This is a genomic window from Marinirhabdus gelatinilytica (assembly GCF_003353425.1).
Classification (GTDB): Bacteria; Bacteroidota; Bacteroidia; order Flavobacteriales; family Flavobacteriaceae; genus Marinirhabdus; species Marinirhabdus gelatinilytica.
In genome coordinates, this window is record NZ_QRAO01000001.1 from 1038960 (window position 1) to 1064918 (window position 25959).

Annotated in this window: 20 protein-coding genes; 11 read left to right on the forward strand and 9 right to left on the reverse strand. The window is 41.1% G+C overall.

The window, feature by feature from the left end; all coding sequences use genetic code 11:
* Positions 1-91 precede the first annotated feature (91 nt).
* Positions 92-2206, forward strand: a complete 2115-nt coding sequence (locus C8D94_RS04740; protein WP_115122721.1) for a SurA N-terminal domain-containing protein — start codon at positions 92-94, stop codon at positions 2204-2206.
* A 50-nt stretch (positions 2207-2256) separates the two neighbouring features.
* Here the strand turns inward: C8D94_RS04740 and C8D94_RS04745 are convergent, their stop codons facing one another.
* Positions 2257-3162 carry a GYDIA family GHMP kinase gene (locus tag C8D94_RS04745; protein WP_115122722.1) on the reverse strand — a complete coding sequence of 302 codons (906 nt, stop codon included), beginning with the start codon at positions 3160-3162 and terminating at the stop codon, positions 2257-2259.
* Between the two features lie 11 nt (positions 3163-3173).
* A complete protein-coding gene (locus tag C8D94_RS04750) occupies positions 3174-4481 on the reverse strand; it encodes a hydroxymethylglutaryl-CoA reductase, degradative (RefSeq protein WP_115122723.1) in 1308 nt (435 codons plus the stop codon).
* A gap of 210 nt (positions 4482-4691) precedes the next feature.
* Between C8D94_RS04750 and C8D94_RS04755 the strand changes: the two genes are divergently transcribed.
* The 3 genes from C8D94_RS04755 (at position 4692) to C8D94_RS04765 (ending at position 9088) form a co-directional block, all read left to right on the forward strand.
* Positions 4692-6827, forward strand: coding sequence for a S9 family peptidase (locus C8D94_RS04755; protein ID WP_115122724.1), 2136 nt, complete (start codon positions 4692-4694; stop codon positions 6825-6827).
* A 28-nt stretch (positions 6828-6855) separates the two neighbouring features.
* Positions 6856-8448: a peptide MFS transporter gene (locus tag C8D94_RS04760; RefSeq protein WP_115122725.1), complete on the forward strand. Its 1593-nt coding sequence runs from the start codon at positions 6856-6858 to the stop codon at positions 8446-8448.
* 103 nt (positions 8449-8551) lie between these two features.
* On the forward strand, positions 8552-9088 hold the full coding sequence (locus C8D94_RS04765; RefSeq protein ID WP_115122726.1) for a thioredoxin family protein: 537 nt from the start codon (positions 8552-8554) through the stop codon (positions 9086-9088).
* Positions 9089-9111: 23 nt separating this feature from the next.
* On the opposite strand, the gene C8D94_RS04770 is transcribed toward C8D94_RS04765, so the two are convergent.
* The 5 genes from C8D94_RS04770 to surE form a co-directional block, all read right to left on the reverse strand.
* Entirely contained in the window at positions 9112-11160 is a 2049-nt protein-coding gene (locus C8D94_RS04770; protein WP_115122727.1) for a ComEC/Rec2 family competence protein, read from the reverse strand.
* 59 nt (positions 11161-11219) lie between these two features.
* The gene (locus C8D94_RS04775) at positions 11220-11729 is read right to left on the reverse strand and encodes a C40 family peptidase (protein WP_115122728.1); all 510 of its coding nucleotides are present in this window, start codon (positions 11727-11729) and stop codon (positions 11220-11222) included.
* A 158-nt stretch (positions 11730-11887) separates the two neighbouring features.
* Positions 11888-13003 (reverse strand): lipid-A-disaccharide synthase, encoded by a 1116-nt coding sequence (gene lpxB / locus C8D94_RS04780; RefSeq protein WP_115122729.1) that lies wholly within the window; start codon positions 13001-13003, stop codon positions 11888-11890.
* 46 nt (positions 13004-13049) lie between these two features.
* Positions 13050-13340, reverse strand: coding sequence for a hypothetical protein (locus tag C8D94_RS04785; protein ID WP_115122730.1), 291 nt, complete (start codon positions 13338-13340; stop codon positions 13050-13052).
* On the reverse strand, positions 13337-14113 hold the full coding sequence (gene surE / locus C8D94_RS04790) for a 5'/3'-nucleotidase SurE (RefSeq protein ID WP_115122731.1): 777 nt from the start codon (positions 14111-14113) through the stop codon (positions 13337-13339). Before surE ends, C8D94_RS04785 begins: the two co-directional genes overlap by 4 nt.
* A 170-nt stretch (positions 14114-14283) precedes the next feature.
* Between surE and C8D94_RS04795 the strand changes: the two genes are divergently transcribed.
* The 7 genes from C8D94_RS04795 (at position 14284) to C8D94_RS04825 (ending at position 22272) form a co-directional block, all read left to right on the forward strand.
* Positions 14284-16449: a carboxy terminal-processing peptidase gene (locus tag C8D94_RS04795; RefSeq protein ID WP_115122732.1), complete on the forward strand. Its 2166-nt coding sequence runs from the start codon at positions 14284-14286 to the stop codon at positions 16447-16449.
* 106 nt (positions 16450-16555) lie between these two features.
* Positions 16556-17665, forward strand: coding sequence for an ABC transporter permease (locus tag C8D94_RS04800; RefSeq protein WP_115123039.1), 1110 nt, complete (start codon positions 16556-16558; stop codon positions 17663-17665).
* 525 nt (positions 17666-18190) lie between these two features.
* Positions 18191-18754, forward strand: a complete 564-nt coding sequence (locus tag C8D94_RS04805; RefSeq protein ID WP_115122733.1) for a hypothetical protein — start codon at positions 18191-18193, stop codon at positions 18752-18754.
* Positions 18755-18853: 99 nt separating this feature from the next.
* Positions 18854-19597 (forward strand): hypothetical protein, encoded by a 744-nt coding sequence (locus tag C8D94_RS04810; RefSeq protein WP_115122734.1) that lies wholly within the window; start codon positions 18854-18856, stop codon positions 19595-19597.
* 184 nt (positions 19598-19781) lie between these two features.
* Complete coding sequence (locus tag C8D94_RS04815; RefSeq protein ID WP_115122735.1) at positions 19782-20213, forward strand: hypothetical protein; 432 nt, start codon at positions 19782-19784, stop codon at positions 20211-20213.
* A gap of 40 nt (positions 20214-20253) precedes the next feature.
* Positions 20254-21369, forward strand: a complete 1116-nt coding sequence (locus tag C8D94_RS04820) for a hypothetical protein (protein WP_147278495.1) — start codon at positions 20254-20256, stop codon at positions 21367-21369.
* A 99-nt stretch (positions 21370-21468) separates the two neighbouring features.
* A complete protein-coding gene (locus C8D94_RS04825; RefSeq protein ID WP_115122737.1) occupies positions 21469-22272 on the forward strand; it encodes a DNA/RNA non-specific endonuclease in 804 nt (267 codons plus the stop codon).
* 470 nt (positions 22273-22742) lie between these two features.
* Here C8D94_RS04825 and rodA read toward each other — a convergent pair whose 3' ends face one another.
* Both rodA and mrdA read right to left on the reverse strand, forming a co-directional pair.
* Positions 22743-24008 (reverse strand): rod shape-determining protein RodA, encoded by a 1266-nt coding sequence (gene rodA / locus C8D94_RS04830; protein ID WP_115122738.1) that lies wholly within the window; start codon positions 24006-24008, stop codon positions 22743-22745.
* 18 nt (positions 24009-24026) lie between these two features.
* On the reverse strand, positions 24027-25955 hold the full coding sequence (gene mrdA / locus C8D94_RS04835; protein WP_115122739.1) for a penicillin-binding protein 2: 1929 nt from the start codon (positions 25953-25955) through the stop codon (positions 24027-24029).
* Between the last annotated feature and the right edge of the window lie 4 nt (positions 25956-25959).

The following is a 25959-nucleotide window of genomic DNA, read 5'->3' on the forward strand; positions in this document are numbered from 1 at the left end:
ATGGTGGGAAAATGGTATTTTCGCCCACTAGTTAAAATTTTGAAATAACACCCTTTGGCTGTATTGGCAAAGGTTAAACATACTTTATAACATGGCAGTTTTAAATAAAATTAGACAGCGTTCGGTTTTCTTGATCATAATTATTGCGTTGGCACTATTCTCCTTTGTATTGGCAGATGTGTTGCGTAATGGAGGCTTGTCTACCGATAAGTCCCAGGCAAATGTTGCAACGGTTAATGGAGTGGATCTAGAGCGTACCGAGTTTATGACAAAGGTTGAGAATATGCGCCGTAATTTGGGGCCTAATGCACCAGCTGGCCAAGCCATAAATGCTGTGTACGAGCAAGAGGTGAGGCGTGTTGTGTTAGAAGAGCAGTACGAGGAATTGGGTTTAACGGTACAGGGAAATCAATTGAACGATGCGTTGAGCACTACACTTGCAGGCAACGAAACTTTCCAGGACGAGGCTGGCCGTTTTAGCCAAGCAAAGTTGGACGAATATATTGCCAGCATCCGTACCAATCGTCAAGCATCGCAACAGTGGGACGATTTCGTGGAGAGTAATAAAAAATCCATCTTGGAAAATACATACTTTACCATGGTGAAAGCTGGATTAACATCCACTTTGGCCGAAGGTGAACAGGAATACAGATATGAAAATGATAAGGTGAACCTTCAGTTTGCATATATTCCCTTCACTAAAATCCCAGACGAAGACGTAACCGTTACCGATGCTGAAATCGAAGCATATATCAAGGATAACAAAAAGGAATTTGAAGTAGAGCCAGAGGTGGACATCCAGTATGTTACAATTTCAGGAAAAGCTTCTCAGGAAGATATCGATGAAGCTAGGACTTCAATAGAAGAATTGCTGAAAGATACTGTTGAATATAACGAAGTTTCTAAACTGAACGATACTATTACAGGTTTTGCAAACACCAATGATGTTGAAGCCTTTGTAAACGCAAATTCTGAAACGCCCTACCAAGACCGTTGGATGTACAAGCAAGATGTGCCACTGTCTATCAGGGATACTGTTTTTACTATGAACCCGGGAGCAATCTATGGTCCTTATAAAGTTGATAACACCTTTAACCTTACAAAGGTTGTAGCAAAGCGCCAATTGCCAGACTCGGCAAAAGTGCGTCACATACTTATCCCAATTGGGTTGAACCAAACCGATAGTATCACAAGAACCAAAGAAGAAGCAAAGAAAACAGCTGACAGCCTGTTGGCAATCCTGAAAACAAATAAAAACAAGTTCCCAGAATTTGTTGAGAAGCACTCCTCAGATGTTGCAAGTATCGAAAAAGATGGTGTATACGATTTCTTCCCATACAACCAAATGGTACCTGCATTCAGGGATTATTCTTTCGAAAAGAATGTTGGCGATATGGGAGTGGTTGAGACAAGATTTGGGTACCATCTCATTGAGGTACTTGGACAGAAAAATCCTAAGGATGTTATAAAAATCGCTACGGTTACAAAAGATATTGAAACCAGCGAAAAAACATTGAACAACGTATTTAGCGAAGCCACTAACTTTGAGTTGGATGCGCAAAAAGGTGATTTTGCTGAAACTGCAAAAGCTGCATCACTTCCATTAAAGCCTGTAAATAAAATAGGAAAACTGGATGCTACTATTCCAGGTGTAGGGAATAATAGAGAAATAGTTAAGTGGGCGTTTGAAGAAGAAACCAATGTAGGGGACATTAAGCGTTTTGGAGTAGGAGACGATTACATAATAGCGCAATTGACCCGTAAGAGCCCTAAGGGGTTAATGAGTATTGCTGAGGCTTCGCCAAGAGTAACGCCAATCCTACGAAAAGAGAAAAAAGCCGAGAAAATCAAGGAGGGTGTTAGCGGTACTACAGTGCAAGAGGTGGCAAGTAGCCAAGGCGTGACCGTACAAACTGCAACTGCTGTTACTATGGCTAGCCCAACCATACCCGGTGCAGGTAATGAGCCGTTGGTAGTAGGTACTGCATTTGGTAAAGAAGCAGGACAAGAAACCGACCTTATTGTAGGCGAAAATGGAGTGTATAAAGTACGTGTGCTGGCGTTTAACCCTGCTCCTGATTTGGATAACTACGCATCTTACGCTAACCAGCTTACCGCAAAGGAAACTCCAGCTGTAAACGGAAAAGTATACACAGCACTTAAGGAAGCGGCAGAAATTGAGGATAATAGAGCAAATTTCTTCTAAGAGAATAATCCAGAATATGTAAAAGGCCCCGAGATTTTTCGGGGCTTTTTTTATTTTACCATCTCGTGAAAGGGTACTATAGTCCCATAACCCTGTTCCTTGAAATAGGACATTTCTTCAAAAGATCCTGTAGCGAGCACAAAATCACCTCCCCAAGCGCCAAGGCTCTTAACGGTTCCGCTAAAGTCTGCAAACAACCTCTCTTTAGCAGTGGGCATTTGTATTATTTCTGAAATGATACGTTCGTGGGCAGCCATAAGCGCTTCAAAATCTGAAAGGGTGTAGCACAGCAATAGTTTTTTTGACAAGTCCGATATCCTTTCAATCTGCTCTTTTGAAGCGGGCTTTTTGCCGTATTTAGCAATTCCTTGTTTGCTGTCTTGCTTTTTGTTTAGGTGCACAAAAAATAACGAGTCTGTAAAATCCCATGGCAAGCTTATTTCCTGAACTTTTGGGGCGTTTTTTTCAACAGTATAAAAAACAGGGGTGTTGTGTTGTGCTGCTGCTATGTCGTATCCACTGCCTCCAAAAGCATTTTTAAGCAGTGTAAAAGCATCTACCTGTGCCCATTGCGCAATGTTGTTAATTAGGGTGGAGGAAGTGCCAAGGCCCCAATTGCGGGGAAAATCCAATTCGGTGATCACATGTACCCCTTTCGAATTACTCAAAAACTTAGGGTTTAAATGTCTTGTTTCTCTAAGAATGTTGGAAAGTGTAATTGCGGTGTCTAGCCTATCCGCCACCAAAACACTGAAATCCACCATAGAAAATCCTGCACTGAACCAGCAACGGTTCTTTTCATCATAACTGTTCCAGAGCAATTCGCCTTCGGCCCGGGGGAGGACAGTGAGCGATTGTCCTTTTTTGGTGGGGATGGCCAACGCCGTTGCCCCATCCAACACTACATATTCGCCAGTGAGTAAAAGTTTTCCGTTACTGTAAAAAGTGTCTTCCAATAGAATCTTCTTTATGTCCTCACTTCTTTTAAGAATTGTTCCACAGCAGTGTGTGAAACTGCATATTCCTTAAAATAGCTCAAGGCTTTTTCTTTTTCTTTTACGGATGCTCCCTGTTGGTTCAAGATGTTCATCAAGTGCATTTTCATATGCCCTTTTTGGATACCTACTGTTACCAGCGACCTCACGGCTGCAAAGTTTTGTGCCAATCCTGCCACGGCTACCAACTGCATCAATTCCCGTGCGCTAGGATTTTGCATAAGTTGAAGTGCAAATTTTGCCAAGGGATGTAGTGAGGTAAGTCCGCCAACGGTGCCCAGTGCCAGGGGTATCTCAATCCAAAATCTAAAGACACCATCCTTTACTTGCGCATGCGTCAAACTACTATAGTAGCCATTTCTTGCGGCATAGGCGTGTACGCCCGCTTCTACTGCCCTAAAATCGTTTCCTGTGGCAAGGATAACCGCATCAATGCCGTTCATTATGCCTTTGTTGTGGGTTACGGCACGGCGGGTCTCAGATTTGGCAATATGTATGGCGCGAACAAAATCCTGGGCAAATTTCTCACCTTTTATTCCTTTTTGGTCCAAGTCTTCAACCTTGCAAGCAACTTCGGCTCTTACGAGGCATTCGGGGACATAATTGGAAAGAATGCTCATAACTACTTTCGGCTTGTTTTTAGCAAATGCTTCGTAGGTGGTTGCTTCGCTTTCAAAAGTTTCGGCAATTTGCTCTAGGCAACTGTTAATGAAATTGGCACCCATGGCATCCAGTGTCTCAAAGGTGCAATGTAGCTGGTAGTAGCCTTCCAGTGTTTCGGTAGCGTCCAGCAGTTCAATATCCAGAAGACCACCGCCACGATTTTTCATATTTTTTTGAAGGGAATCCAAACTAGTGATTAGTTTTGGTTTTATAGCTTCAAAAAATTCGGTCAATAGTTCAGCAGTGCCATAAAAATCTATGTGTACTTGCCCGTTTTTGGTAGTGGAGATCACTTCAGCAGTAAATCCGCCACGGTCCAACCAAAATTTGGCAGCATTGCTGGCAGCGGCCACAACGGAGCTCTCTTCGATGACCATGGGAATGGTGTACAGGTTTTGGTTTATTAAGAAGTTGGGCGCTATACCAAAGGGGAGGTAGTAGTTGGTGATGGCATTCTCTATAAAGTCATCGTGTAATTGTTGTAGGTTCTCGTTGCTATTGTAATATTGGTTGAGTACTTTTTTAGCGTTGGCATCTCCTTTGAAATATGTGTCCAAGAGCCAGTCTATTTTTTCTTCTTTTGTCTTTTTTGAAAAACGGGGAACGGGTTGCGCCATTGTATTGTTGTTGGTAGTGCAAAGATACCAAATTGCGATAGCTTAAAATAGCGAGCCATACAATTTTGAAACCGTGTGGCTAAGGATTGTGTTTACTGTATTTAACACATTAAATCGTGTGAATTTCACGAAAATTTAGTAACATTGGCATAACAAAATTTTAACAGTTTGAAACTCATTCCTCAAAAGTCACTCCTGGTTTTATTTGTTATGGCTATCACAGCCGTAACAGCACAAAAGAAAGAAATAACTTTAGAAGATATTTGGGGTGGGACATTCCGTACAGAGCGTATGGATGCCCTGCGTTCCTTGGATAACGGTAAAGAATATGCAGTACTTAACTATAGCAGGCAAACAAATGCCTCCACCGTAGATGTGTACGATTATAAAAGTGGTGAAAAAGTGCGTACCTTGGTGAACACAAACAATCTCCCTGGTATAAGCCATATTATCTCCTACGAACTTAGCGAAGATGAATCCAAAATACTCTTGGCCACCCAGCTGAAACAGATATACAGAAGATCGTCCCTCGGGACTTTTTATGTTTATGATATTAAGACGAAAGACCTTACCCTAGTTTCACAAAAGCAAATACAGGAGCCCACCTTTAATAACGATGCCACCAAGATTGCCTTTGGGTATAATAATAATATCTACATCAAAGATCTTAAGACAGGCACCGAAACACAAGTTACCACAGATGGTAAGAAAAACAGCATTATCAATGGTATTACAGATTGGGTATACGAAGAAGAATTTGCCTTTGTAAGGGCCTTTGATTGGAACAAAGAAGGCGATAAGTTAGCCTACATAAAGTTTGACGAAACCAACGTGCCGCGCTTTTCAATGGATGTGTATGGCACAGATCTCTACCCAAACCAACAGGTGTTCAAATATCCTAAAGCAGGAGACCCCAATGCTGAAGTTTCCCTCCATATTTATGATTTGGATACAAAGAATACCAGTGATGTAAACCTGGCCAACTACGATAGCTACTACATCCCACGTATTAAGTGGACCAAGGATAAAGATGTGTTGAGCGTTCAGCTTACCAATAGAAAACAAAACGAAGTTAACCTCGTATTTGTAGATGCAAAAAAGAACACCACAACACTTATACTGAAAGAACGAGACGATGCTTATGTGGATATAACCGATAACCTAACGTTTTTGAACAACAACAGTTTTATCTGGACCAGCGAAAAGGACGGATGGAACCACATATACCATTACGATAAAACAGGTGAGTTGATAAACCAGGTAACCAAAGGGGATTGGGAAGTGACCAATTATTACGGTTTTGACCAAAAAACTGGGCGAGTTTATTACCAAAGTACCGAGAATGGCAGTATAAACCGAGATGTGTACTCCGTATTGAAAAACGGGGAGAACAAGGCACGTTTAACACAGAGAACGGGCATAAACAGTGCTTCCTTCAGCAGTGATTTTACGTATTTTATCAATACCTTCCATGATACCGAAACACCTTATGTGTTTACACTCCACAATGCTTTAAACGGAGCACTAATCCGTGAGATAAAGAATAATGAAGCGCTTAAGAATGAGCTGGCACAATACAATATATCTCCGAAAGAATTCAGTACCATTAACATAAATGGTGAAGAACTTAATATGTACATAATTAAACCCTCAAATTTTGATGAGACCAAGCAGTACCCGCTGTTTATGTACCAGTATTCTGGGCCTGGTTCGCAAAATGTACGAAACGCCTGGAACGGTTCTAACGACTACTGGCACCAAATGCTGGCACAGCAAGGATACATTATTGCCTGTGTAGACGGTCGTGGTACGGGGTTAAAGGGAAGGGATTTCAAAAAAGTGACCCAAAAAGAACTAGGGAAGTACGAAGTAGAAGACCAGATAGCCGCTGCGAAAGAATTGGGAAAACTCCCCTATATCGATGCCTCTAGGATAGGTATTTGGGGATGGAGTTACGGTGGGTTTATGTCCAGTAATTGCCTTTTCCAAGGGGCCGATACGTTCTCAATGGCCATAGCCGTTGCCCCGGTTACTAGTTGGAGATTCTACGATACTATCTATACAGAACGGTACATGACCACCCCGCAGGAGAATGCAAGTGGATACGATACCAACTCCCCCATAAACCACGTGGATAAACTGAAAGGTAAATTCTTGTTGGTGCACGGTAGTGCCGATGATAATGTACACGTGCAGAACACGATGCGCCTGGTGGAAGCCTTGGTTCAGGCCAATAAACAGTTCGATTGGCGCATTTACCCCGATAAAAACCACGGTATTTACGGGGGCAACACCCGTTTGCACCTTTACACCTTGATGACCAATTTTATTAAAAACAACTTATAATCAATACATTAACTAACACTTCTATTCTATGGAATTTAAATTTGGAGGTTCAGAGATTAATCAGCGAACCGTTTTAGGCCATCCCTCGGGACTATTTGTACTGTTCTTTACCGAAATGTGGGAACGTTTCTCATACTACGGTATGCGTGCATTGCTCGTACTGTTTCTAGTAGCTTCAATTTTTGATGAAGGCGGCTGGGGCTGGGAACGTTCAGAGGCATTACAATTGTATGCAGTGTACACAGGATTGGTGTATATCACCCCAATTTTTGGTGGTATTATAGCTGATATGCTGACTGGATATAGAAAAGCCGTAGTACTTGGAGCCTTGTTAATGACTTTGGGTCACGCTTCTATGGCACTTGAGGTTACTTCAGATTCTTTCTTTTATATAGGATTAGGATTGTTGATTATAGGTAATGGATTGTTTAAGCCGAATATTTCTTCAATAGTAGGTCAATTATACAAAGGACAAGGCAAAGAAAAAGATGCTGGATATACCATTTTCTATATGGGAATTAACGCAGGAGCATTCTTGGGAATATTACTTTGTGGCTATATAGGTGAAAAAATAGGTTGGCACTATGGCTTTGGCCTGGCAGGAGTTTTTATGTTTTTTGGAATGTTGCAGTTCTATTTTGCACAGAAAATTTTTGGAAGAATTGGTTTGTCGCCAAAAGGAACAAAGGATTTTGATGATGCACTCGAAGATAAGATAGAGGCCACTGAAGATGCCATTGAAGATACGGTGGACGATGCCAAAAAATCTAAAATCACTCGTGATAGATTGATCGTAATTGGGATATTCGCCTTTTTTACCATTTTCTTTTGGTGGGCGTTTGAGCAAGCAGGTGGTTCCATGACCATCTTTGCAGCAGATTACACAGATAGAATTCTTGAAGGTAATGGAGCACTTATATTTAAAGTGTTTAATACGTTGCTCACCGTAATACCAATGTTGATAATAACTTGGGTTTTGGCAATGTTGTTTAAACAAACTTTTGGAAAGTATGCACTGTCTAACATTTTTTTAGGAATTAGCTTTGTAATTATATGGGCTATTGTAGTTTGGATGTTGGTTCGCCAGTTTTCAGATCCGGCACCAGAGGTACCAGCTTCTTGGTTTGGTATATTAAACTCCTTCTTTATTATTGCTTTTGCACCATTGTTTTCAAAACTGTGGCAAAGTAAATACAACCCCACGGGTCCAATAAAATTTGCAATTGGACTGGTGTTGCTAGGGCTTGGTTTTGGAATTTTAGCGTACGGTTCTATGGGAATCCCACTGGGAGCAAAAACAGCAAGTGTAAGTATGATTTTCTTAATCCTAGCGTACCTTTTACATACATTGGGAGAGCTGTGTGTTTCTCCAGTAGGACTGTCTTATGTTAGTAAATTAGCGCCATTAAAATTGGTGGGCCTCATGTTTGGGGTTTGGTTTGTGGCAAACTTTATTGCAAACCTGGCAGCAGGTATTACAGGTAGTTATATAGACCCTATTGTTGAAGAATACGGGATGACCACTTTCTTCTTAATATTTACTATTATTCCAATAAGTGCAGGAGTAATACTGGTACTTATTAATAAAATGATGCTTAGAATGATGCACGGCATACGCTAGTACACAATTAATCCATATAAAAAACGTTCCCATAGTGGAACGTTTTTTGTTACATGTCCTTTTAAATCATAACCAAAGGGTCAATGACCTAAATAAAAAATAAATGAAGAAGTTACTCCTTTTAGTCCTTTTACTGGCTGCAGGAACCATGACCGCCCAAAAAGTTGAGTGGATGAGTATGGAAGAGGCCCTGGCCGCACAAGCAGAGACTCCCAAAAAAATTTTTATGGATGTGTACACTACATGGTGTGGCCCTTGTAAATTATTAGATAAAAATACGTTTGGCAACCAACAAGTAGCCGATTTTATTAACGCAAACTATTATCCAGTAAAGTTCAATGCCGAAGGTAACGAAGATATCACCTATAACGATTTTACGTATACCAACCCTAATTACGTTGCTGGAAAAAGAGGGCGTAACTCCCAGCACTTATTAGCCCACGCTTTAAAGATTACCGGTTATCCCAGTCTGGTGTTTTTTGAAGAAGATGGTACGCTTATCCAAGCCATTCCTGGTTACAAAACCCCACAGCAACTGGAGATATATTTAAAGATGATTGCCAATGACGATTATAAAAAGCTTACCACGGCACAGGCCTGGCAGGAATATCAAGAAAATTTTAAAAGTACCTTTAAGTAGTTGTTTTTAGTTAAGTGTTTCGGCTATTTAAGTGTAAAGGCTCCCTTTGTACCCGTGTGGTGAAAAGGGAGTTTCTTTTTTTTGCAGGTTTGCTGCCAACGCTTTACATAACTTGTATAATTGCTCCCGTCCGCAAGAATTTGTTGCGGTTGTAGGCTGTCTATAAGCCGTTCCAGATTCACCCTTGGACTATGGGTGAGCAATACAATTGGCGATTTAGTTCCCATGGGATACACACCCAAACTGTCCAAAACCAAAACATAGTTCTGTTTGTAGCTAAAATACTTCGGAAGGGTTTTTTCTGAAACTTTTGCCACCGAATTTGCAGTCGTATATCCTTTTACGGGATAATTTTTTTGTAAATTCTTTGTGGAAGTATCGGTCGTGAACAATATCAACTGCTTGTTCTGTTTTACACCTATCAGGGTTTTTCGGTTCTTGTGGAAAACAATCATTTCTGAAAAATTTGCTTGCTTCTTTTCCCAGTTCAAAACAGCCAATAAAAGTATCATGGATACAAGACAATAGTTGAGCCTTCTAACCGAAAAGCGCTTCCAAAGTAAAACGAGACGTATCAAGAACAGATAGCTTACCAATACCATTGCCTTTGAAAATGGGATGTTTTCCCATAAAAATAATTCCTGCCCTGCGACCCATGAGATAAAGTTATTTAAAAGTTGGAGGGAGTAATTATATCCTTCAGCAAAAAAACCTGGAAGCGTGTTGCAGGCTGCCAAAAACACAAGTAACAGCCCTGCGCCAAGTAGTATTCCCAGTACTGGTAATACTACAATATTGGTGACAAAGAACAAGCCAGGAAACTGATGGAAATAATACAAGCTTAATGGGACAATGCCCAATTGTGCGGCAGTGGATACTGTGATGATGTTCCAGAACAGTCTGTCTACATAAAATTTGGGTCGGTAGAGCTTGTATAGTTTTGGGTGAATCCAAAGTATGGCGAACACCGCAAGATAGCTTAACTGAAAACCCACGTGAAACAACCAATTGGGCTTAAAAAGCAATAATATAAAGAATGAAAGAAATAGTGTGTTAAAACTATTTGTGGGTCTATCCACTGCTGTGGCAAAAGTGAAAAATGTGAACATAGTCACCGCCCGTACCACCGAGGGAGAAAGCCCTGCCAATACTGCAAAACCCCATAGAAAAAGTACAATAAGGATGCTTCTCATTATTTTTCCATACCGTAAATAGGTAAGAGGTTTGAACAGGAACAACACTATGAAATACAGTATCCCTACGTGCAACCCAGAAACCGCCAGGATATGGATGGCACCCGCAGCAGCATAATCGCTGTAAAGGTCTTTGTCGATATCCCGCCGTTGTCCCAGGACCAATGCTTGTAAAATACTGCGTTCTTTGGTTTGTAGTGGTGTGTTTTTCAATTTTGAGATAAGATGGTCTCGGATGCTTTCAGAAAATCCACGGATGGTTGTATTCCCTTTTTTGATAGTAAGGATTTGAGGTTGTTTCAATCGCATTTGGGCATATACACCCAAGGTTTTCATGTATGCAGCATAATTGAACTGGTGTGGGTTCTTGGGCGCAGGAACCGGTTGTAAAGTTCCGTAGGTGAGGAGTACGTCGTCCACTGCTAAGGAGAGTGAGTCTTTTGGTATTGATACGAGCACCTTTCCCGTAGCACTTGCTCCACCAACTTTTTGGACTTGAGCAATATATTTGTTGTTGAAGGAATCTGGCTTCAACACTTCGGTTACCTTTAGTTGTAACAAATTATTTTCAGAAATAATAAACTGATGCAAGTAATGAAGCTCCTGATACTTGGGCAATCGTAGCGTATAATTAGCAAATCCACAGATAAAAAAGAACAATAACACCCATACTCCAAAAATCGGGGATGGGGATAGTTGCTTTTTGTTCCATAGCCACGTAAGCAATAACAGTAAAAAGCAGCTTGCAAATACAAGTACCATAACATACTTGGAAACTGAAAATATTGTAGCTAGGTCCACCCAATACCCAACCGCAATACCCAGCGCAAGGCAAACGGAAAAACCAATTACCGAAAAGTTAACATACGAAACTCCCATACCGAAAAAAGGCCAAGTTGCCTTACAATTGGGGAGTTGGTATTAAAGATACTAATTTTTTAAATAATGCGCCGTGCCTGTACAAAAGAGCGGTTCCAGTAGCTTTCGGAAATATCGCTTATAATGACACCCCTAGAGGTCGTGGAGTGTATAAATTTAAGAACGCCGCTTTTATTGTAAACCACCAGGCCCACGTGGTTTATAACATTTCGGCTTTTGTTGGTCTGGAAGAACACGAGATCGCCTTCCTTTACCTTCAATAAAGAGATGCGTTTCCCCTCTTTGGCCATATCGCGCGATATTCGTGGAAGTGCTATGCCTTCATTTGCGAAACTTGTGTAAATGAGCCCAGAGCAGTCCATTCCCTTTTTTGTGGTACCGCCAAATTTATAACGGGTTCCCTCAAAACTTTTAGCATATTTTATGATCTTTCCTGCTTTGCTGTTGGGGTCAACGTTGCTCTTAACCACTTTCGAGGATCTGTTCTTTTTATAGGTAGTGGTTTTTCTAGAGGAGCCACAGGAGGCCAATACTAATGTGAGTAGGAGTAGGGGTAGTAGTTTTTTCATGGTGCGTGATTTCGGTCGTATAAAAATAAAAAGGTTTGTTCCTGCATTTTAGTGTTGCCCAAAACACTTATTAAAACGAAATTAACAATGGTTTCTTGTTTTCAGAAAAGAAAATGCACACGTTGCGCCTTTGCGAAACGTAGAGTACGTCCCTTATATTAGTTGTTTTCTAAGCTTGTATGTATAAGCTTCGCAGCCTTCTCACTCGCTCCCTTTCCTCCTAGCTTTTGCTCCAGATCGTAGTAATCCAAGAACAACTTGGCGCGTTGGTATTCGTCCAAAATGGTGGTGAGTTCTTTTTTCAGATTTTTGGTGTTCAGCTCTTTTTGGATGAGTTCTTTCACTGCCTCTTTATCTAGGATTAGGTTGACGAGCGAAATAAATTTCAGCGTGATGATACGCTTGGCAATTTGGTAGGAAATAGAACTGCCCTTATAGCAAACCACCTGTGGTACTTTGAACAAAGCGGTTTCCAAAGTGGCCGTCCCCGAAGTTACCAAAGCCGCATGGGACAGGCTCAACAAATCGTAGGTTTTATTTGAGACAAATTTCACATTCTTTTTGTCCAGAAACGTTTCGTAAAATGATGTGTCCTGACTGGGTGCTCCAGCGATCACAAACTGGTACTGCGGAAAATCCTCCACAACACTTAACATTACCTCCAGCATTTTGTTTATTTCCTGCTTTCTGCTCCCGGGAAGTAGCGCTATAATAGGGCGTTCGTCCAGTCCGTGTACCGCCTTAAACTGAATGGGATCTACCTGTTCCCTACCTGCAATGGCATCTATAAGGGGGTGTCCCACAAAATGTACGGGATAGTCGTACTGCTTATAAAAATCTTCCACAAAGGGTAGCACCACGTACATGTGGTCTATGGTTGCCTTAATGGTTTTTACCCGGCTGGCCCGTGATGCCCATACTTGTGGACTTATATAATAATGCGTACTGAAACCTTTTGGTTTTGCCCATTTGGCAATGCGGAGGTTAAAGCCAGAGTTGTCTATAAAAATCAATGCATCGGGTTGAAAGGTCTCGATATCTTTCTTGCACTTCGAAATGAATCTGAAAATCTTCCCCAAGTTGAAGATAACTTCAGAAAAACCCATAAAAGCACGTTCCTTGTAGTGCGTTACCAAAGTGCCGCCCACCGCTTGCATAAGGTCGCCACCCCAAAACCTAATGTCGGCCTTTGGGTCTTCCCTGATAATGGCTTTCATTAAATTGGACCCGTGTAGGTCTCCAGATGCCTCGCCTGCAAGAATGTAGTATTTCATTTATAAAAAATATCTTTTAAAGATACATCAAACAACCAATACTAACTTAATAAAACTTGGAAGCCAGAATAAACAAGGCAGCCAGCAACGTTGCCATGATTACACCGCGAGCACGGTAGTATCGGTTCTTCTTCAGAAAAAAGAAAAATAACAGTAGGTTCAATAATGCGCCAAGGCCAATAATGTTGCCCAGTACATCTTCCTCCAATGCTACTTGGATAGTGGTTTTTATACTGTATGTTGAGAATATAAGGATGTACAGTAACATACCAATGCAATTGGACACCAAGCCCAGTACAAATCCTATCGCAATGTTTTTTCCTATTTTTTTTCTCATAGTTCCCAAGAATTGATGTCCTGTATCGCGTGGTGAGCCGTAAGATCAAATTGAACGGGAACCACACTCACATAGTTATTTGCAAGTGCCCATTCGTCGGTATCTTCACCTTTGTCCTCATTCACAAATTCGCCCGTGAGCCAATAATACTCGCGTCCCAAGGGGTTGGTTCGCTTATCGAAATTTTCTATCCAGTGTGCATTTGCCTGCCGGCACACCTTAATGCCCTTTAGTTCTTTTGCGGAAGCTTTGGGAAAGTTCACGTTTAGCACAACTCCTTTGGGCATGCTGTTCTTTAAACATTCTTCAGCAATTTGCTTTACGTATTTTTTTACGGGTTCAAAATTGGCATCCAAGCTATAGTCCAACAATGAAAAGCCTATGGAAGGAATCCCCTGTGTGCCTGCTTCCACCGCAGCACTCATGGTCCCACTATAAATTACATTTATGGAAGAGTTGCTCCCGTGGTTAATACCACTTACACACAAATCTGGTTTTCGTTTTAAAATTTCGTTCACGGCCAGTTTTACACAATCTACCGGTGTCCCGCTACAACTGTACTCTTGTTGCTGCTCGTCTTTATGTACCTGTATTTTATCGCAATATAAGGTGTCGTTTATGGTAATGGCGTGCCCCATCCCACTTTGCGGAGAGTCTGGCGCCACAACACAAACATCGCCCAAGGTGTTCATGACCTCAATAAGGGCACGTATTCCCGGGGCAGTAATGCCATCGTCATTGGTAACTAAAATAAGGGGTTTTTTCTTTGCCATGGTATTAATATACTAATAGCGCAAAAATACAGTTTATAATCAGTAAGACCGTGGCGCAACTGTTTAAAATTTAGAGCACAACCGTTTAACAAAAAATTAGTACCCAAACCCTCATATGGCACGGTTTTTTCTCTATTTTTAGGGTTCTAAAAAATTTGACGATGCATTTTATGAAAAAGAATTTGAAATTTCTATTCCTAGGGGTTGTGATGGCTGTAACCTCTTGCAGTTTTACCACCAGGGAATTTAACGATCCGGATAAAGATAAGGTACTGTTGGACCTTATTACTTATGTTCTTGAAAAAGGACATTATAGCCCTGCAGATATGGATGATGCTTTTAGTATCGCTGTGTACGAGGATTTTATTAACGCTCTAGATCCCTTGAAGCGTTACTTTATAGCTTCAGATATTGAGGAGTTCAGTAAATACAGGACTTCTATAGACGACCAGATAAAAACCAAAGACCTCAGTTTTTTCAACACGGTTTACAAAAGGTTTACAAAACGAATGGAAGAAGGGAAAGAACGTTACAAAAAAGTGCTGGAAAAACCTTTCGATTATACCTTGAGCGAAACTATAAATGTAGATTACGATAACTTAGAGTATGTAACTACCGAAGCAGAAATGAAAGACCGGTGGAGACAACAACTCAAGTTTTCTACCCTTTCAAATTATTATGATCTAGTTGAAGAAAAAGAAAATGCAGCCAAGGTAAAGAAAGAAGCCGAAGATAAAGGCGAGGCCTACGAACCTTCGGAAAATGCAACACTTTCAGCAACCGAGATGGAAGAGAAGTCTCGCAACCAAACCAAGACTTCATTGGATGAATATTTTGAGTTCACCGATGACCTGGAGCGTAAAGACTACTTTGCCACTTTCCTAACTACCATTGTTGAAGAATTTGACCCCCACACTAATTACTTTGCCCCGCCAGATCGTGACCGTTTCGACCTGCGAATGAGTGGGAAATTGGAAGGAATAGGAGCACGACTTCAAAAAAAGAACGATTACATTAAAGTGGTGGACGTTATTAGCGGTGGCCCAGCCTGGAGAGGCGAACATATTGAAGTGGGAGACCTCATTACCAAAGTACGCCAAGAAGATGAAGATGAAGCCGTGAGTATTGTGGGGATGCGAGTGGACGATGCCGTACAGCTCATTAAAGGCCCCAAGGGAACCAAGGTGGTCTTGACCATAAAAGGGGTAGATGGGACCACAAGAGAAGAGACTATTACCAGAGACGTTGTAGAGCTTGAGGAAACCTATGCAAAGTCTACTGTTATAGAGAAAGAAGATAAAAAATTCGGGCTTATTAACCTTCCTGCGTTCTATTTCGATATGGAAAACTACAAAGAGCGCAATTCTGCCAGCGATGTAAAGAGGGAGGTTGAGCGCCTAAAGGAAGAAGGAGTTGAAGGATTGGTGCTGGACCTTCGAAACAATGGTGGAGGTTCCTTGCGTACCGCTGTGGATATTGCGGGGCTGTTTATCAAAGAGGGTCCTGTGGTTCAGGTTTCAAGCAGTAGTGGGAAAGAGGTTCTAAAAGATAAAGACGATTCTATACTTTGGGATGGTCCGTTAGTGATCTTGGTGAACGAGCTTTCTGCCTCAGCATCCGAAATTCTTGCAGCAGCTATGCAGGACTATAAAAGAGCTATTATCTTGGGAAGCAAGCAATCCTATGGTAAAGGAACCGTACAGAATTTGGTAGATCTTAACCAATGGCTCCGTAAAAACGATATGGGAGATATGGGAGCACTTAAGGTAACTACACAAAAATTCTACCGTGTCAATGGTGGCTCTACCCAGTTGGAAGGCGTGAAGAGCGATGTGGTAATGCCAGACCGTTTTAGCTATATCGATGTAGGCGAGAGAGATTATGAAAACCCACTGCCCTACGATAAGATTGCACCTGCAAAATACGATGTTTGGGATGGTTATGTAGATTTTGACGAAGCCATAGCAAAAAGCCGTGAAAGAATGGCTAAGAGCCAGCAATTGGCTTTGATCGAAGAAAATGCACTATGGATCAAAGAACGCCGTGACGAGACAGACGTGACTCTTAATTTTGATGAATATTATGCTGAAATTGAAAAGCGTAAAGCCGAAACCGAAAAATTTGATGCCATTGACGAGTATGATAACAAGTTGAATTATCGTTCCCTACCTGATGAGGTAGCCTTGATGAGACAGGACACTACCCTTCGCGAAAAGCGCAAGAGATGGCACAAAAGCTTGGCAAAAGATATTTATGTTGAAGAAGCCGTAAACGTGCTGGAAGACCTAAAGATTACAAACATAAAAGCCAAGAAAGTAGCCAATATTAAAAATTAGGAAATGCAAAACGCTAGGTTGAGCGTTGTCGAAACCTAATGTTTTTACTAAATATAAACCTGCCCACAATCAAAAGTTGGGCAGGTTTTTTTGTAGTTTTATGGCAGTGAAAAACAAGTCTACCTCACTTACCAAAATTGCGCTCAGGAAGTTCAAAAAAAACTTCTGGGGAATGCTCAGTCTCTGCTTTTTATGTATTTGCACATTGGTTGCAATCTTTGCGTATGCCCTCACTCCGGACGATTCGGAAAACGCTAACCAGATGCATCTCTCCATCCACTCCAAGCAACCTGGATTTTCTGTAACTATGCTCACCATTCCTTCGGCAGTTGAAGAGGAGAATGGACTTGCCTCATTTTTCTTCGGGAAAAAAACCACTGCCACCGAAGTGCCCATTTCATCATATAAGGTGACTACTGAAGGTGTCTTGGCCACAGCATATTCGGGAGAAGGTGCCGATGGATTGCAAAAGGGATATAAAACCAACCTTTTCCCAAAAGCAAAATCTCCCGAAGAAATTTCAGCGAATTACATTTCAGAAAAAAAGTTTTTACTGGGTACCGATAAATACGGCCGTGATTTATTGAGCAGGATGCTTGTTGGTATCCGTATTTCATTGGCCATTGGTTTTGTGGCAGTGTTCATCTCGTTGGTTATTGGCATTAGTCTGGGAGCCATCGCAGGTTATTTTGGCGGAAAGGTAGATGCTGCCATCATGTGGCTTATAAATGTAACGTGGTCCATCCCAACACTGCTGCTTGTTATTGCCATAACATTGGCTTTGGGAAAAGGATTTTGGCAGGTTTTTATCGCCGTGGGGCTCACCATGTGGGTAGAAGTAGCGCGTGTGGTCCGGGGCCAGGTGATGGGGGTGAAACAAATGCAATATGTAACCGCTGCACGGTCACTGGGATATACAGATTTCAGGATTATATTAAAGCACATTCTTCCCAATGCTATGGCGCCAGTGATTATTATCTCGGCGGCCAATTTTGCCGCTGCCATTTTAATTGAAAGTGGCTTGAGCTTCTTGGGAATAGGCGCACAGCCTCCAATGCCCAGTTGGGGAGGGATTATTAAGGATCATTATAGTTATATCATTTTGGGAAAACCCTATCTGGCCATTATTCCCGGGCTGGCCATTATGAGTCTGGTTACCGCTTTTATGCTCATCGGGAATGCACTGCGGGATGCCTTGGATGTGAAGACAAGTTGATTTTTCGCTAGTTTGTTTCTTGGAAATACCGTTTCAAAACATTACTTCATTACGGGTTTGTTGCATGTCCTTCGGTCCTATTAAAACTCTTTTTCTTTTCAAATTAATGTTGATATCAATTCATAAATTCTAACTCAGAATTTATGAATTCAAACTTGTCTTCCTTGCTTTTTCTGAAAATACCATCCAACTTTGGTACAACAAAAAACCTACTAATCCTTTGATGCTCAGCTTTATGTTTAACTGGGGAGTTAGTACGCTGAGTGAAAAGGTAGGGTAGGTTTTTTTAAAATAAATTTTCAACATAATTATAATGCTGTGACACCGAGTGCTTAAAACCAAAAAAAGAGAAAGCCCCTACTAGGTAGGAGCTCTCGCAGAATTTCAACAAACAAGCGATTGCCTGTTCTATGGTAAATATACAATTATTTGAAGAACCGGCAAGGCTGGTGGGATGCTCCCACCCAAAACCAAGCCGCGGAAACCGAAAAGCGAATGAGTAGGTGTTTTTTAAAGTAATGTATTATGAGAAATTTTAAACCATTTCTAATTTTAATTTTTTTACTATCAACAACATATGGTGTTGCACAGGAAAAATATACAGAAGCATCTGTAACAAATGCATTGAAAGAGAATTTCGTTGTTTTTGTTGAAAATGTCCGTCCGGCGTATACAAAAGGTGATAATTATGCTGAATTTAAAAGAGGTGTTTTAGTAGGAACATCTAAACCGCCTAATTATACCTTGCCGCCGATTCCTATAGAAGGCGAAAACTTATTAAAAGAGGCATATCGAGTTTTGGTTGCCAATTACTCTCCCAATCAGATAATGCAGGGATCTAATTTTAAATTGGTGGGAAAAGCTGTACTTTATATTAACGATCAAACTCAAAAGAAGAGTGTTGCAGATGCTGAAGCAGCATTATTTGGAGGAAATGATTATTTACTAAACAATAACGTAATACTGAATTCTTCCAGAGGTGAATGTAAGTGGTGGGAGCTTTGGTGCCATCTAAATCAGGTATTTGGAAGTGGCGGCGGAGCACAGATTCTTCAAACAATTGTAACCATAATTATCAACATTCTTTAATTTGTTTATTAAAATTTAAAGTAAACACAGAATATTCACGAAATTGGTAGTGATTAAAGTTCTGTGTTTACTTTAACCAATTGACATAAAATCTTTCCCATGAAAAACTTTCTTGTTTTAGTGATACTTTCCTTGTCTTTTCTAAGCTGCAAAAATCTATTATTCAATGCAGGATTAAGTGCTATGGGTGTTTATGATGAAGAAGCAAAGTATCATTTAGCTAAATCTAGGTCAAAGGTTATAGTAATACTTCCCACTCATCACATAGGAACCCCAGAATACTATGCAGATTTAAAGAGTAAAATAGACTCTTTAGCGGCCATTGAGTTTTATTTTTATGTGGAAAGTGTTAATACTCAAAGTCATGATGATTCACTTTTAAGAAAATTCAGGAAGTTTTCTGGCAATCCAATTCCTGCATCTGGGTACAAGAATATTGTGGATTCGGTATTGGGAAAAAAGTTCAAGATTAAGTTTAAAAAAGAAATTATCGATCAACCATCATATCCCGAACTTGGAGTCCCTTCAGAGAGATACAGTAACGTAGATGCTACCTTAGAACAGTTGGTGGGATATTATGAAAATCGATACGGCCCAATACAATTGGACCCGTGTGATTTTGAAACTGAAATATTCGAGGAAACTTCATGTAAAAAAATGAATGTGGCTAGAGAAGTGAAGAAAGATGTAATTGAGGATTTCAGAAATGAGATTGTTCTAAACCGAATTGATTCCGAAAAAGAACCTAAAATTGTTCTAATATATGGTGATGGGCATACTCCTGGATTAATTAGTGGTCTCAAGGTGAGAGGCTTTTTGATTCAAGAATCAGTTAAAGATTAGATAATCAACGTTTCACAATATAAATATAGAATTTATAAATTCTACAGTCCTTAAAGGTAATTAGTACTTATGTGCTTAAAATTGACTTTCTGTAATTTATGTTTTTTGCTTAGAGACATACATAGAGTGAACCTCTGAGTAGCGTTAAGTACTACCATAATAACACATTAAATACATACATATAATGAAAATATATATCACATTACTTTTATGTAGTATAAGCACCATCTGCTCTGCACAAAGAGGCTCTGTTTTAGTAGACGCTTCCTTTAACGGCTTTCATTGCGATGGCAAGCACGGCATTTGCGATATAGATAATGCCACCAACCGTGCGCAGAGCAATACCGAGATTACCTTCAACGAAGATGGTACACTAACCCTCAAAATAAACCGCTCAAAGCTGTCACCCAACGATGTTAAAAGTATTGCTGGTACAAATTCCCTCTCAAAAAACAATTCGCAACCCAACCATTTTATAGTAAACGAAAATTTCACACTGTCTGGCGCAATCGTCAAGGACCTTACCAACGAGGAAAAAGTATTGCGCATAAAAAAAGAAAGCTATCCTATACAGGTTACTAACGAGCACTTAACCATAACCTTTACCTTGGAATGATATGGTGCGCCTCTTCTACATAGCAATGGTTATTTTGTGTATGACGCAATTTGTGAATGCAAAAACATTGCGGGATGACGATGTTAAAATCGTATTGGAAGAGATGGGCCTGGAAATGTCTTTAATATCCAAAACTTTTATAATAAAGCTTCAGCAATATGAAGAGCGATTGTTTACTACCCACCAAATGCTCAGGTCGGTGAACAGTGTCGATGAAAAATTACACTGGTTGCTCCAAAAAGAGGACCTCGAAAAAGAAATAGATATTTTGGAGGCGCGCTATCTTTCAGACATCAGTAAAATACGCTACCTCAAGGGCCTACAGATTATTAAGATTCTCTACGAGAAAACCTTGTCCTTGGACCATCACTTCTCCACCGTTAGTACTTTAAATGAAATCAATAAAATATCCAACCCAAATCAATATGAGGAATTCAGGGAGGTGAAGGAATTATTGCAAACAAAAAAAGAGAAAAAAGCGGGCTTCGACTTATCCACAATACTTGGTAATAACATCTATACATCAGTAGTACATTCGTTTGTGTCGCTCTTTACCAATGAAAACACTTCAAAAGTGGAAAAGCAAGGCCAGATAAAGGATGTAGAGTGTATATTGGATTTTACCTTGCGAATGCACCAAGACCTCAACACCATCTATTTTGAGACTGTTTTCCTGCAAAAGAGCAACGAAACCATAATGGAAGAGCTCGAAAAACTTTTTAACGATTATACACAGCCCATACACTATAAAACCGCACTGAAAAAATGTAGAGAAAATGATGACTGGGGTGCTGTTAGAAATAACCTAAATGAATATTTGGACAATCTCAATACTACCATAGCGTCTGGCAACAAGGCTTCAAAGGTTCGATCTATGCAAATTGATCTGCAGTTCCCAATAGACAGACTGTTGCAATTCATTACCCAATACAATGCATTTATCGATCAAGGAGAAAAATTCTATGAAAAGTTCGGTATTATGCTCAATAGTTATGAAAATGAGCAACAATGCGCTAACGAGATCCCAACCGAATACCAAACGCTGAAAAATAATATCTCGCTATCTATCGAGAAATTCAATACGGCGTATAAACCTATTGAGATCAATGGCAGCAAACTGAAACAATTGCTCTATGGTATCAATGAATACGAATAACGGAAGGACTTGTTGAAATACTACCCAAAGACCTACACTTTTTAGAAAGATTTTCTCCCAATTCAGGTCAGTTTTACAGCGGTAGCCTATTTTTGTGGTATGAACCGAAAACACCTATATCCCTTGCTCATAGTACTCGTTACGGTAATCTTGTATTTTGTGGATACGTACGTGGACAGGCAGCAAGAGGAATATCCTGAAACCAATAATTCCCAAACAAGTTATTCTGAATTTGATGAAGGTTTTTTGCCAACTTCCACCACGGGAGTTGTTGTCCCGCATCAATATTACACACTATCCTATGTTGAGGCCCACGAACAAGCAGAATGGGTAGCATACGAATTAAAAAAAAACCAAATAAAGAACAACGATTTTAAGCGCCCATATTTTGTGCAGGATAGGAGCGTAGCAACTGGATCGGCAGATTGGCGCAATTATAAGAACTCAGGGTACGACCGTGGGCACTTGGTTCCCGCAGCCGACCGTGAGTTTGACTACGAGGCCTACCACGAAACATTTTTGACCAGTAATATAAGCCCGCAGAACAGAGATTTCAACGGCGGTATCTGGAACAAGTTGGAACAGAAGGTGCGCTATTGGGCAAAACGACACGATGGGGTTTTTGTGGTTACAGGCGGTATTTTGCGGGACGGGTTGCCAACCATTGGTGACGAGCGGGTTTCGGTACCCGAGGAGTTCTATAAGATTGTGCTCGACAAACGTAAAGGTGAGTATAAGGTATTGGCTTTTTTGATACCCAATACTTCCACTACCACATCCTTTTATGACTATATCGTCACGGTTGATAAAATTGAAGAAAAGACAGGCATCAACTTTTTTCCGAAGCTTTCAGAAGCTGAACAGCAGAAAATGGAGAGCTCAACAGATAGGTCCGAATGGTGATCTTCGGCACAATTTTATATTTTACTGAAAATAAAAATAAAATCACCCATCACGTATGATTCCTATTTATTGATGAGGTAAGAAAAGCCTGTTCTTCAACCTTCGGTTTCGGTTTCGGTTTCCTGTTTCGATTTCATCAGGTATAATAATAATTCCCCCCGTCCAATCGAATAAAGACAAACAATGGGCTTTACTGCCGCCATCGCAAGCTGTTTTTTGTGCTGCGCATTTTACAAAAAACACCTTGCTCGCCACCCCGTTTTCAGCCTTCGGTTTCGGTTTCGGTTTCCTGTTTCGATTTCATCAGGTATAATAATAATTCCCCCCGTCCAATCGAATAAAGACAAACAATGGGCTTTACTGCCGCCATCGCAAGCTGTTTTTTGTGCTGCGCATTTTACAAAAAACACCTTGCTCGCCACCCCGTTTTCAGCCTTCGGTTTCGGTTTCGGTTTCTTGTTTCGATTTCATCAGGTATAATAATAATTCCCCCCGTCCAATCGAATAAAGACAAACAACAAAATAGTGAACCCCCACAGGCTGGAGCCACCGTAGCTGAAGAAGGGTAGCGGAATTCCAATGGTGGGAAAGAGGCCCATGACCATCCCCACATTTACAAAAAAGTGAATGAACAGGATAGCCGCAACACTATAGCCATATACCCTGGCAAAGGTTCCCTTTTGGCGTTCGGCTAAATAGAGAATGCGAACTATAAGCGCTACAAATAACACTACCACCAACAGGCTGCCCAAAAATCCCCATTCCTCACCCACGGTACTAAAAATATAATCGGTATGCTGTTCGGGGACAAAGTTTCCCTTGGTCTGCGTGCCCTGTGTCCAGCCTTTTCCTGTCCAACCACCGCTGCCTATGGCAATCTCGCTCTGGTTGGTGTTGTAGCCTATTCCCTTTGCATCGGTTTCCTTACCCAGCACAATGTTGAAGCGATCTCTGTGTCGTTGTTCAAAAACATTTTCAAAAATATAGTTTACCGAAAAGGCAAAACCAATACAGGCCAATGCAATAAATATATATCGCATTAAAGGTGGTTTCTTTCTGTTTCGTTTTAAATTATACAAATAGATAAGTGCCCCTAAGAGCAGTACGCCCAATGCTACCCATACCACACCCAATCCCAGCGTAGCAACAAAAAGTGCCGCTGCAAAAAAACCAAGTAGTAGGTATACAAAATGCAATCCTTCACGGTAGAGCGGAAAAATAAAGGCAGCGTAGATCAATGCGCTCCCGGGATCTGGCTGGGGAACTATTAATATCGCAGGCAAAGCTATAATGATAAATGCCCTTATCTGGTGTTTGAACTCCCTGATATTCACTCCCAAATCTGAACAGTACTTAGCCAGTGCCAGTGCTGTGGCGGCCTTCGCAAATTCACTGGGTTGCAGCCCAAAAGCACCAAAGCCATACCAGGATGTAGCACCGTTTATGTTTTTGCCAAACACAAAGAGCCCTAGCAGGGACAGGAGTGAGACTATGTAGATAATACTGGAAAACCGTTCGTAGAATTTAGCATCTATTGCCAGTATGAATATAATGAGCAAGACGCTTAAAACAATGAACAGTAATTGTTTGGTGTAAATTTGTGAAAGGTCAAAAAAAGTGGTTGCGCTCTCGTCCAGTGAAGCACTGTAAATGTTTACCCACCCAATGGCCACCAAGGCAAAAAACAGAAAAATGGTGAGCCAATCGAATTTTAAATAAACTTTGCTTTGGGGCATAAAAAGGGTTCTTTTATTCTATTGCAACGGTTTGTCCTCTTTAGGAAGATCTGCAAGGAACTTAGCACTTATTTTTTTACCATCGTTAATAGGGAATGGTCTACCGCGAAGGGGCTTTTCATATTCTTCCATAAGGCTGCCCTCAAGTACGTATTTCTCAAGATCGGTTCGGGTAATTTCGCCTTTTATGTATTTTTCAATCATTAAGCTGGCTATTTTCCCAGCCCAGCGACTTCCCCAATAACCATTTTCAACAAAAACGGCGATGGCAATTTTTGGGTTGTCCTTAGGTGCAAATGCTACAAAGGTAGAGTGGTCCGTAAGCTGTACGGTCTGTCCTTCTATACGGGTAAAATTTTCGGCAGTTCCTGTTTTTCCGCATATTTCAATACCGGGCACCCGCAAGTTTGCAGCGGTCCCTTTGTTGTACACATCCCACATCCCCTGTACTACAGGTTCAAAATGCTGCGGGTCTATCGTAGTGGTAATTCTTGTAGTGTATTCCTGCGGAATTGTGTCTACACCTTTTATATTTTTAATAAAGTGCGGGCGGTACCAATAGCCCCTATTTGCAATAGCTGCAGTAAAGTTTGCCATTTGCATAGGGGTTAGGTTTACCTCTCCTTGCCCAATGGCGTTGGAGATGGTCGCCGTAGCATACCACTTGTATTTGGGGTATTCGTACCAACGGTTATAGAATTCTGAGCTGGGTATCAAACCTTTTTTTCCACTGGGGAGATCGTACCCCATATAATCGCCAAGCCCAAAACTGCTCAAATGTTTTTTCCAATTGTCAATACCTTCTTGAGGTGTTGGATATTTTTCAATAGCACGGCGGTACGCAGTACAAAAATAAGCGTTACAGGATTGGGCAATCCCATCGGTCATCGCTAGGGGGCTGTAGTGACTATGGCACCCCAGCTTCCTGCCTCGGCCGTATACGTAGCCGTGGTTGCAGTATATCCTTTCCTTGGTGTCTATCACCCCTTCTTCCATTGCGATAAGCCCTGTGAGGGTTTTAAACGGGGAGCCAGGAGAATATTCACCCTGCAGTCCTCTGTCGAATAAGGGCTTTGCTATAGTATCGTAATACAGTTTTGTGAAGTTTTTGGAGCGTTCCCTGCCAACGAGCAATCCAGGATCGAAATTGGGAGCGGTCACCAGGGCCAAGATTTCGCCCGTGGCGGGTTCAATGGCAACAATGCCACCGCGTTTGTTCACGAACAGTTCCTCACCATATTTTTGTAGTTCGGCATCAATGGTCAAGACTATATCCTTGCCACGTTCTGGGATGGTATCGAAAATACCGTCTTTATAGGAACCAATATCGCGGTTAAATCTATCTTTTTGGATATATTTTACACCCTTAACCCCTCTAAGGACGTCCTCATAAGCCTGCTCTATACCAGCTTTCCCAATAAGTTCGCCCATAATATAGTCCGGGTTGTTCTTTATAATGCGTTCGTCCACCTCACGAATGTACCCCAGCACATTGGCAGAGTGGTCCACTTGGTATTCTCTCAAGGAACGTTTCTGGATATAAAACCCTTCAAACTTGTACATTTTTTCTGAAAGGGAAGCGTATTCAGCTTTCGTCAATTGGGCAATTAGGGGTTGAGGGATACGTGGGGAATAGATCCACGCTTTCTCCATTTTTTCGATGAAGGTTTCTTTTGAAATTTTCAGCAAACGGCAAAATTCCAGCGTGTCCAGAGGCTTAACCTCCCGTGGGATTACCATAACATCGTAAGAGGGTTGGTTGGATACCAACAGCTCTCCGTTTCTGTCGTACACATATCCTCTTTGGGGGTAGTCGTATTCAACCTTTATGGCGTTGTTTTCTGAAAGTTTTTCAAACGAGGTATCCAGCACTTGTAAATAGAAGAGCCTGCCGGCAAATACAACGCCAGTGATCATTACAACAACGAGTAATAATAATTTTCGCATGCTA

Coding starts and splice junctions, on each gene's coding strand:
- C8D94_RS04820 (WP_147278495.1), top strand. CDS start 20,254: ATGACGCAATTTGTGAATGCAAAAACATTGCGGGATGACGATGTTAAA.
- surE (WP_115122731.1), bottom strand. CDS start 14,113: ATGGCAAAGAAAAAACCCCTTATTTTAGTTACCAATGACGATGGCATT.
- rodA (WP_115122738.1), bottom strand. CDS start 24,008: ATGCCCCAAAGCAAAGTTTATTTAAAATTCGATTGGCTCACCATTTTT.
- C8D94_RS04795 (WP_115122732.1), top strand. CDS start 14,284: ATGAAAAAGAATTTGAAATTTCTATTCCTAGGGGTTGTGATGGCTGTA.
- C8D94_RS04805 (WP_115122733.1), top strand. CDS start 18,191: ATGAGAAATTTTAAACCATTTCTAATTTTAATTTTTTTACTATCAACA.
- lpxB (WP_115122729.1), bottom strand. CDS start 13,003: ATGAAATACTACATTCTTGCAGGCGAGGCATCTGGAGACCTACACGGG.
- C8D94_RS04755 (WP_115122724.1), top strand. CDS start 4,692: ATGGCTATCACAGCCGTAACAGCACAAAAGAAAGAAATAACTTTAGAA.
- C8D94_RS04785 (WP_115122730.1), bottom strand. CDS start 13,340: ATGAGAAAAAAAATAGGAAAAAACATTGCGATAGGATTTGTACTGGGC.
- C8D94_RS04810 (WP_115122734.1), top strand. CDS start 18,854: ATGAAAAACTTTCTTGTTTTAGTGATACTTTCCTTGTCTTTTCTAAGC.
- C8D94_RS04760 (WP_115122725.1), top strand. CDS start 6,856: ATGGAATTTAAATTTGGAGGTTCAGAGATTAATCAGCGAACCGTTTTA.
- C8D94_RS04775 (WP_115122728.1), bottom strand. CDS start 11,729: ATGAAAAAACTACTACCCCTACTCCTACTCACATTAGTATTGGCCTCC.
- C8D94_RS04825 (WP_115122737.1), top strand. CDS start 21,469: ATGAACCGAAAACACCTATATCCCTTGCTCATAGTACTCGTTACGGTA.
- C8D94_RS04770 (WP_115122727.1), bottom strand. CDS start 11,160: ATGGGAGTTTCGTATGTTAACTTTTCGGTAATTGGTTTTTCCGTTTGC.
- C8D94_RS04750 (WP_115122723.1), bottom strand. CDS start 4,481: ATGGCGCAACCCGTTCCCCGTTTTTCAAAAAAGACAAAAGAAGAAAAA.
- C8D94_RS04740 (WP_115122721.1), top strand. CDS start 92: ATGGCAGTTTTAAATAAAATTAGACAGCGTTCGGTTTTCTTGATCATA.
- C8D94_RS04815 (WP_115122735.1), top strand. CDS start 19,782: ATGAAAATATATATCACATTACTTTTATGTAGTATAAGCACCATCTGC.
- mrdA (WP_115122739.1), bottom strand. CDS start 25,955: ATGCGAAAATTATTATTACTCGTTGTTGTAATGATCACTGGCGTTGTA.
- C8D94_RS04765 (WP_115122726.1), top strand. CDS start 8,552: ATGAAGAAGTTACTCCTTTTAGTCCTTTTACTGGCTGCAGGAACCATG.